This window comes from Flavihumibacter cheonanensis (assembly GCF_022352215.1).
Lineage (GTDB): Bacteria > Bacteroidota > Bacteroidia > Chitinophagales > Chitinophagaceae > Flavihumibacter > Flavihumibacter cheonanensis.
Map to the genome: position 1 here is coordinate 1 of NZ_JAKRWF010000189.1, position 281 is coordinate 281.

At 56.6% G+C, this 281-nt stretch carries 1 pseudogene; it reads right to left on the reverse strand.

The window, feature by feature from the left end:
• Positions 1 to 146, reverse strand: a pseudogene (locus MD536_RS21635) (N-acetyl-gamma-glutamyl-phosphate reductase); the annotation flags it as partial.
• Between the last annotated feature and the right edge of the window lie 135 nt (positions 147 to 281).

Genomic DNA, 281 nt, shown 5'->3' on the forward strand with positions numbered 1-281 from the left:
AGGTTGGGGAACATGTCCGCCACCGGCATCCCGGCTTCCTTGCGCGACGTGATGGCCTTCAACTCCACTTGCGGATGACGCGTCAGCAGCCGCAGCAATTCGACCCCGGTGTAGCCCGTGCCGCCCACAATGCCCACTTTGATCATGGTTGATTTCCTTGCAAAGAATGGCCGCCATTGTACGGCAGCGCCATGGTTGAACCAAAAATGACAACGACAAAAAAGCCGCCCAATCGGACGGCTTTTTCGATGCTTCCAGTACGATCAGCGCTTGGAGAACTG